Consider the following 8,066-nt stretch of genomic DNA (forward strand, 5'->3'; position numbering starts at 1 on the left):
GCCCTGTGCCGCAGCAGGCCCGGCGCGATACAGGAAATAGCTGATGACCCACCCCTACATGCAGCGCCTGAACCGCCCCGGCTGGCCCGGTAACCTGCTGGCCGTGGTGGCCGGCGCCATCACTACCCTGGCGCTGGCGCCGTTCGATATCTGGCCGTTGGCTCTGGTAGCGGTCGGCCTGTTCTATATCGGCCTGCGGGAGCTGACACCCCGCCAGGCCCTGGGCCGCGGCTGGTGTTTCGGTTTCGGCCTGTTTGGCGCCGGCACCAGCTGGATCTACTACAGCATCCACCACTTCGGCGGCGCTTCGGTGCTGCTGGCGGGGTTCCTGATGCTGCTGTTCACCGCCGCCATTGCCTGGTTCTTTGCCCTGCCCGCCTGGTTGTGGGCGCGCTGGCTGCGCCGCAATGAAGCACCGTTGGCGGATGCCCTGACCTTCGCCGCGTTATGGGTTGGCCAGGAAGCGTTTCGTGGCTGGTTCCTCACCGGTTTCCCCTGGTTGTACTCCGGTTACAGCCAACTCGACGGCCCGCTGACCGGCCTCGCGCCGCTGGGCGGAATGTGGCTGATTTCCTTCGCGCTTGCACTCACGGCAGCCCTGCTGTGCAACCTGCCGCGCCTGCTGGCAAGCAAGCGCAACGTCTTCATTGGTGCGGGCCTGGTGTTGCTGGTCGCCCCCTGGGCCATCGGCCTGGCGCTCAAGCACCACGCCTGGACCTCGCCCTCCGGCGCCCCCCTGAGCGTCGCCGCCATCCAGGGCAACGTCGAGCAAAGCATGAAGTGGGACCCCGAGCAGCTTAATGCACAGTTGGCGCTGTATCGCGACATGAGCCTGAGCTCCAAGCGTGTCGACCTGCTGGTATGGCCGGAAACCGCCGTGCCGGTACTCAAGGAGTCGGTCGAGGGCTACCTGGGCATGATGGGCAAGTTTGCCGCCGACCGGAACACCGCGCTGATTACCGGGGTACCGATTCGCCAGGAAGTGCACCATGAGAAGCGCTACTTCAATGGCATTACCGTAGTCGGCGAAGGTGACGGCACCTATCTCAAGCAAAAGCTGGTGCCGTTTGGCGAATACGTGCCGTTGCAGGACATGCTGCGCGGGCTGATTGCGTTCTTCGACCTGCCGATGTCGGACTTCGCCCGTGGCCCTTCAGACCAGGCCATGCTTCAGGCCAAGGGCTATCAGATTGCGCCGTTCATTTGCTATGAAGTGGTGTACCCGGAATTCGCTGCCGGCCTGTCGGCCCAGAGCGACCTGCTGCTGACCATCAGCAACGACACCTGGTTCGGCCGCTCCATCGGCCCATTGCAGCACCTGCAAATGGCGCAGATGCGTGCACTGGAAGCCGGGCGCTGGATGATCCGCGCCACCAACAACGGCGTGAGCGGGCTGATCAACCCGTTTGGGCAGATCACCGCACAGATCCCGCAGTTCGAGCGCGGCATTCTCTATGGGGAGGTGGTGCCGATGCATAACCTCACGCCATACCTGCAATGGCGTTCGTGGCCGTTGATCATTGTGTGCCTGGGGTTGTTTGGCTGGGCGCTGCTGGCTGGCCGGATGTCCAAAACGCTATGACCTGTGGGAGCTGGCTTGCCTGCGATGGCGGTGTATCAGTGCGCTGAGTGCTCACTGACCCACCGCCATCGCAGGCAAGCCAGCTCCCACAATTGATTTCCTGTGTTGCACCTATCGGTAGAACAGCCGATACCCCACCTGCCCCACCGCTTCGTTGATCAACTGCCCGCTCTGCCACACCGCCTTGACCTCGGGCATCCAGCCGCCCAGCGGCCGGCCATGGTCCACCCCCAGAAAGCCCACCGGCCCAGGCACCACGGTGAAACCGGCTTTCTCAAAACTCCACACCGAACGCGGCATATGCCAGGCCTGCGTCACCACCACCACACGCTTGATGCCTTGGGGCAGCAGAATCTCGGCGCTCATCTGGGCGTTTTCCCAGGTGGTACGGCTGCGCTCTTCCTTCCAGCGCACGCTGACGCCAAAATCATCCTGCATCGAAACGGCCATCAGTTCGGCTTCACTGGGCGGCGTGCCGTAATGCAAGCCGCCACTGGTCAGCACCGGCAAGCCTGACGCCTTGGCCAGTCGCGCCGCATAACGCTCACGCTCAAGACCAACGCCGGTGGGCTGGTCGCTGCCCCAGGCGATGTCCCCACGCTCGCGCCCGGAGCCCAACACCACAATCGCATCGGCGCGCTGGGCGAGCGTGGCCCAGTCTTCGCGAGCCAATGGCGGCGCTGTCTCAAGCGCACGGGCGCCCCATTGCACCATCACCGGGAGGCTGATCAACCACATCCCGCCCAGCCCCAGGGCAAAGCACACCCCGGCCAGGCGCGGGCGGCTACGGCGAAACCACCAGGCACACGCCAACAACAACAAAAAAATGCCGGGCGGCAACAGCAATTGTTTGATGAAATAACGAAAAGGCATCGGGCATCTCCAAAGATGCCCGAAGCCTAAATGCAACGCGATCAAGCGACAATCTTTACCAGCCTGTTTCGACAACGTTAATGGATAGTACTGTGCTTCACTTGCACCGTACGGACCGGGACCTTTCCGGGCCGCGACCGGCCGCCAAGTCTTTGAGCCAAATGACCTTGGCCGAACGAGGAGGCTCCTGGGCTGGCGGGGAGGCCTGCCCAGGAGAGGCGCGGTGTTGATTCAACTCCAGGTAAGTCCTGATCAATTCAAGCTCTGCCTGGCTCAAGCCTCGCAACTCCAGCTCCAGAGGCCGCTCATCACGCAATCGGCCTGCGGTTCTTGCAGCATCCAATGCCCGACCCAAACGGTCGATCAGTCCTTCATACAATTGCGGTTTCGTTAGAGTTCGCTGCGATTCAACCATCCCCTCACCTCATTGAAGAAATACTTGCTCCCCAATAAACAGCGTAGCCCCCGTTGCTGCACCTGCCCGGTGCCGCGACAGACGGCCCTTGCCGCGCAATCAGGGTTTCCCTCGATAGAGTGGGGTCATGTATGCTACGGCGCTTCCTGTAACTCCACTTCCCGCAGGGTTTGGGCACGGACGCGCCACTTTCTGGTGTCGAACAACCCGGACTATGCACCGAAGAGGATTAGGCCACCCCTATTCAGTTCAAAAGTAGCCATGCACGAACAATATCAGCCCCGTGAAATAGAAAATGCCGCACAAACCTTCTGGGACGAGCAAAAGTCCTTTGAAGTCAGCGAACAGCCAGGCAAGGAGACTTACTACTGCCTATCGATGTTCCCTTACCCCAGCGGCAAGCTACACATGGGGCACGTGCGTAACTACACCATCGGCGACGTGATTTCCCGCTACCAGCGCATGCTCGGCAAAAACGTCCTGCAACCCATGGGTTGGGACGCCTTCGGTATGCCGGCAGAAAACGCCGCGATGAAAAACAACGTGGCGCCCGCCAAGTGGACCTACGAAAACATCGCCTACATGAAGACCCAGCTGCGCAGCCTGGGCCTGGCGGTGGACTGGTCCCGCGAGGTCACCACCTGCAAGCCCGATTACTACCGTTGGGAACAATGGCTGTTCACGCGCCTGTTCGAAAAAGGTGTGATCTACAAAAAGAGCGGTACCGTGAACTGGGACCCGATCGACCAGACCGTACTGGCCAACGAGCAGGTCATCGACGGTCGCGGCTGGCGCTCCGGCGCGCTGATCGAAAAGCGCGAAATCCCGATGTACTACTTCAAGATCACCGCCTACGCGGATGAACTGTTGTCGAGCCTCGACGATCTGCCGGGCTGGCCTGAACAGGTCAAGACCATGCAGCGCAACTGGATCGGCAAATCCAAGGGCATGGAAGTGCAGTTCCCGTATAACGTCGATTCCATCGGCGAAGCGGGCGCCCTGAAAGTCTTCACCACCCGTCCGGATACGCTGATGGGCGCGACTTACGTCGCGGTCGCCGCCGAACACCCGCTGGCCACCCAGGCGGCACAGAACAACCCCGAGCTGCAGGCGTTCATCGCCGAATGCAAGGGCGGCAGCGTGGCGGAAGCCGACGTCGCCACCCAGGAGAAAAAAGGCCTGCCGACCGGCCTGTTCGTCGAGCACCCGCTGACCGGCGAGAAACTGCCGGTATGGGTCGCCAACTATGTGCTGATGCACTACGGCGACGGCGCCGTCATGGCCGTGCCGGCCCACGACGAGCGCGATTTCGAATTCGCCACCAAATACAGCCTGCCGATCAAGTCGGTAGTACGTACCAGCTCGGGCGACACCAACCCAGCCCCGTGGCAAGACGCCTACGGCGAGCACGGCACCCTGATCAACTCCGGCGAATTTGACGGCCTGGACTTCCAGGGCGCCTTCGACGCCATCGAAGTCGCCCTGATCAAGAAGAACCTCGGTGCTTCGCGCACCCAGTTCCGCTTGCGCGACTGGGGTATCAGCCGCCAGCGCTACTGGGGCTGCCCGATCCCGATCATTCACTGCCAAACCTGCGGCGATGTACCGGTACCGGAAGACCAACTGCCCGTCGTGCTGCCTGAAGATGTAGTGCCAGATGGTGCTGGCTCGCCATTGGCGCGCATGCCCGAGTTCTACGAGTGCAACTGCCCGAAATGCGGCGCACCGGCCAAGCGTGAAACCGACACCATGGACACCTTCGTGGAGTCCTCCTGGTACTACGCCCGTTACGCCTCGCCGCACTATGAAGGTGGCCTGGTGGAGAAATCCGCAGCCGACCATTGGCTGCCGGTGGATCAGTACATCGGCGGTATCGAACACGCCATTCTCCACCTGCTGTACGCGCGCTTCTTCCACAAGCTGATGCGCGACGAAGGCCTGGTGAGCTCCGATGAGCCGTTCAAGAACCTGCTGACCCAGGGCATGGTGATCGCCGATACCTACTATCGTCGCGAAGCCAATGGCGCCTACACCTGGTTCAACCCGGCGGACGTCGAACTTGAGCGTGACAGCAAAGCCAAGGTGATCAGCGCCAAACTGAAAGCCGACGGCCTGCCGGTGGAAATCGGTGGCACCGAGAAGATGGCCAAGTCCAAGAACAACGGCGTCGACCCACAGTCGATGATCGACCAGTTCGGCGCCGATACCTGCCGTCTGTTCATGATGTTCGCCTCGCCGCCCGACATGAGCGCCGAATGGTCCGACTCCGGCGTCGAAGGCTCGCACCGCTTCCTCAAGCGCGTCTGGCGCCTGGCCCATGCCCATGTCAGTCAGTGCTTGCCGGGCAAGCTGGACGTCGCGGCCTTGAACGACGAGCAGAAAGCCATTCGCCGCAGCACTCACCTGGCCATCCGCCAGGCGAGCCTGGACGTAGGGCAGAACCACAAGTTCAACACCGCCATCGCCCAGGTGATGACGCTGATGAACGTGCTGGAAAAAGCCCCGCAGGCCACCGAACTTGATCGCGCGCTGATTCACGAGGGCCTGGAAACGGTTACCCTGCTGCTCGCACCGATCACGCCGCATATCAGCCACGACCTGTGGAACCGCCTGGGCCACAGCGGCGCCGTCATCGATGCCGCCTGGCCGGTACAGGATGACAGCGCCCTGGTTCAGGACACGCTGCAACTGGTCATCCAGGTTAACGGTAAACTGCGCGGCCAGATCGACATGCCGGCCAGTGCCAGCCGTGAAGAGGTCGAAGCGGCTGCGCGCATCAACGAAAACGTGCTGCGCTTTACCGAAGGCTTGACGATCCGCAAAGTGATCGTGGTGCCCGGCAAACTGGTCAACATCGTCGCCAGCTAAATCGGATCGGGCGCGGGGCTTGGGCCCTGCGCCGAACTAAACCTTTAGGGCCTGGATAAGGCCCACCTGGTTTCAAGGGGAGCAACAAAATGATCAAACGCAATCTGCTGGTTATGGGCCTTGCCGTGCTGCTGAGCGCTTGCGGCTTCCAGCTGCGCGGCACCGGCACCAACGAGCTGTCGCTCAAGGAACTCGACGTCAGCGCCCGCAACGCCTATGGCGAAACCGTCACCCAGCTGCGCCAGACCCTGGAGAACAGCGGCGTGCACGTGTACAACGGCGCGACCTACAAACTGATCCTGACGGACGAGAAAGAAACCCAGCGCAATATCAGCTACGCCAGTGCCGGCCGTGCGTCCGATGTGGAGTTGAACACTGCGCTCTACTTCGAAGTACAGGGTCGCGATCAGTTGCCGCTGATGGGTGACAAGATCCAGGTGCAGAAAGTCGTGAGCCACGATGGCAATAACCTGGTGGGTTCGGACTCCGAGACCCTCCAGGTGCGCAAGGAAATGCGTCGTGAGCTGATCCAGCGCATGATGACTCGCCTGCAAATGCTGACCCCGGAAAAGCTCGCCGCCCTGCAGCAAACCGCCGACAACAAGGCCAAGGCTGACGCCGATGCCCTGAAAGCCGCGCAAGAGTATGAAGACAACACGCCGAAACAATCGCCTGTTGAAGTTCCTGTCGAGTAAGCCAGACGGGGCGCCCCTGGCGCCCCGTTCGCCCTGCCTATGAAACTCGCCCCCGCCCAACTCGCCAAACACCTGCAAGGTGGCCTCGCGCCTGTCTATATCGTCAGCGGTGATGACCCGCTGCTGTGCCAGGAAGCGGCCGACGCTATCCGCACTGCCGCGCGCCAGCAAGGTTTCGATGAACGCCAGGTGTTCAGTGCTGACGCCAGTTTCGACTGGGGTACCCTGCTGCAAGCCGGCGCGAGCATGTCGCTGTTTGCCGAAAAGCGCCTGCTGGAGCTGCGCCTGCCCTCGGGCAAGCCCGGCGACAAAGGTGCGGCGGCGCTGATGGAGTACTGCTCGCGCCCTGCCGAAGACACCGTGCTGCTGATCAGCCTGCCCAAGCTCGACGGCAGCGCGCAGAAAACCAAGTGGGGCAAGGCACTGGTAGAAGGTGCGCAAACCCAGTTCATCCAGATCTGGCCTGTGGACAGCAACCAGTTGCCGCAGTGGATTCGTCAGCGCCTGTCACAATCGGGGCTGGCGGCGACACAAGATGCCGTGGAGCTGATCGCCGCCCGGGTCGAGGGCAACCTGCTTGCCGCCGCCCAGGAGATCGAAAAGCTCAAGCTGATGGCCGAGGATGGGCAGATCACCGTCGAAACCGTACAAGGCGCAGTGGCCGATAGCGCTCGCTTTGATGTGTTCGGCCTGGTCGATGCGATCCTCAACGGTGAGCCCGCCCACGCGCTGCGTATGCTTGAAGGCTTGCGTGGCGAAGGGGTGGAACCGCCGGTGATCCTCTGGGCCCTGGCCCGGGAGCTGCGAGTACTGGCGAATATCGCCTTGCAATACAGCCAGGGCACACCGCTGGACAAATGCTTCAGCCAGGCCAGGCCACCGGTGTGGGACAAGCGCAAACCGCTGATGAGCAAAGCCCTGCAACGGCACTCGGCGCAACGCTGGGCGCAACTGTTGCTGGAAGCGCAGCGCATCGATGCGCAGATCAAGGGCCAGGCAGCCGGCTCGCCGTGGATGAGCCTGAGCCGTTTGTCGCTATTGATGGCCGGCCAGCGCCTCACCCTGCCAGCCGAATAACCCTCTCTTGAAAACACCATAGATCCAATGTGGGAGGGGGCTTGCTCCCGATGGCAGTGTGTCAGGAATTTATGTTTCACTGATGTACCGCTATCGGGAGCAAGCCCCCTCCCACATTTGACCTGCGTACCTTTCCTACACTTCGCGGGGCTTTACAGCCGCTCAACTTAGGCAGATTATTTGCCCGCTCCACCACCCACAGAGACTAGACACCATGAGCAAAAAGCCATCCAAGCATGGCCCCAACAAGGCCAAATCCATCATCGCCCAGCCACTGTTCCGCAGCCGTCAGGAACGCGCCGGCAAGGGCAAAGGCAGCTACCGCCGCGAAGCCTTCCAGTCTAATAGCTGGGAGGCTTCTTACTTTCTGGCTGCCTGAAGGCAAGCGCCCCTCTGGCATGATAAGGTCTGTACCTGATTTGTAACCCCCTGGACCTGTGCATGCCCTCTAGTCTTTCTCGTCGTTGGCACCTACGCCAATTGATCGCTGCCTCCAGCCTCATTCTGAATCGCCCCGGATTTTCTAGACACCTTTCAAGCTCATTGCGTAACGCTT

Annotated in this window: 7 protein-coding genes; 5 read left to right on the top strand and 2 right to left on the bottom strand. The window is 61.6% G+C overall.

All coding sequences use genetic code 11. The features are described from left to right. Positions 1 to 58 precede the first annotated feature (58 nt). A complete protein-coding gene (gene lnt, locus E4P01_RS02070) occupies positions 59 to 1,582 on the top strand; it encodes an apolipoprotein N-acyltransferase (RefSeq protein ID WP_216092201.1) in 1,524 nt (507 codons plus the stop codon). Between the two features lie 111 nt (positions 1,583 to 1,693). On the opposite strand, the gene E4P01_RS02075 is transcribed toward lnt, so the two are convergent. After that, a complete protein-coding gene (locus E4P01_RS02075) occupies positions 1,694 to 2,455 on the bottom strand; it encodes a YdcF family protein (protein WP_005791728.1) in 762 nt (253 codons plus the stop codon). Between the two features lie 97 nt (positions 2,456 to 2,552). Further along, complete coding sequence (locus E4P01_RS02080) at positions 2,553 to 2,870, bottom strand: hypothetical protein (RefSeq protein ID WP_078822415.1); 318 nt, start codon at positions 2,868 to 2,870, stop codon at positions 2,553 to 2,555. A gap of 261 nt (positions 2,871 to 3,131) precedes the next feature. Here E4P01_RS02080 and leuS point away from each other — a divergent pair, with 261 nt between their 5' ends. The 4 genes from leuS to arfA all read left to right on the top strand — a co-directional run bounded on the left by leuS (position 3,132) and on the right by arfA (position 7,889). Further along, entirely contained in the window at positions 3,132 to 5,738 is a 2,607-nt protein-coding gene (leuS, locus tag E4P01_RS02085; RefSeq protein ID WP_216092154.1) for a leucine--tRNA ligase, read from the top strand. 89 nt (positions 5,739 to 5,827) lie between these two features. Further along, positions 5,828 to 6,433, top strand: coding sequence for an LPS assembly lipoprotein LptE (gene lptE / locus E4P01_RS02090; RefSeq protein ID WP_032879303.1), 606 nt, complete (start codon positions 5,828 to 5,830; stop codon positions 6,431 to 6,433). 39 nt (positions 6,434 to 6,472) lie between these two features. Next, positions 6,473 to 7,510, top strand: coding sequence for a DNA polymerase III subunit delta (gene holA, locus E4P01_RS02095; RefSeq protein ID WP_005791737.1), 1,038 nt, complete (start codon positions 6,473 to 6,475; stop codon positions 7,508 to 7,510). Between the two features lie 214 nt (positions 7,511 to 7,724). Further along, positions 7,725 to 7,889, top strand: coding sequence for an alternative ribosome rescue factor ArfA (gene arfA, locus E4P01_RS02100; protein WP_003176285.1), 165 nt, complete (start codon positions 7,725 to 7,727; stop codon positions 7,887 to 7,889). Positions 7,890 to 8,066: the final 177 nt, after the last annotated feature.

The sequence above is a fragment of the Pseudomonas sp. NCIMB 10586 genome (genome assembly GCF_023127895.1).
Taxonomy (GTDB): Bacteria; Pseudomonadota; Gammaproteobacteria; order Pseudomonadales; family Pseudomonadaceae; genus Aquipseudomonas; species Aquipseudomonas synxantha_A.

Bases quoted from the DNA above. Each gene is read 5' to 3' on its own strand.
- lptE (WP_032879303.1), top strand. From the start codon at position 5,828: ATGATCAAACGCAATCTGCTGGTTATGGGCCTTGCCGTGCTGCTGAGC.
- E4P01_RS02075 (WP_005791728.1), bottom strand. From the start codon at position 2,455: ATGCCTTTTCGTTATTTCATCAAACAATTGCTGTTGCCGCCCGGCATT.
- holA (WP_005791737.1), top strand. From the start codon at position 6,473: ATGAAACTCGCCCCCGCCCAACTCGCCAAACACCTGCAAGGTGGCCTC.
- leuS (WP_216092154.1), top strand. From the start codon at position 3,132: ATGCACGAACAATATCAGCCCCGTGAAATAGAAAATGCCGCACAAACC.
- E4P01_RS02080 (WP_078822415.1), bottom strand. From the start codon at position 2,870: ATGGTTGAATCGCAGCGAACTCTAACGAAACCGCAATTGTATGAAGGA.
- arfA (WP_003176285.1), top strand. From the start codon at position 7,725: ATGAGCAAAAAGCCATCCAAGCATGGCCCCAACAAGGCCAAATCCATC.
- lnt (WP_216092201.1), top strand. From the start codon at position 59: ATGCAGCGCCTGAACCGCCCCGGCTGGCCCGGTAACCTGCTGGCCGTG.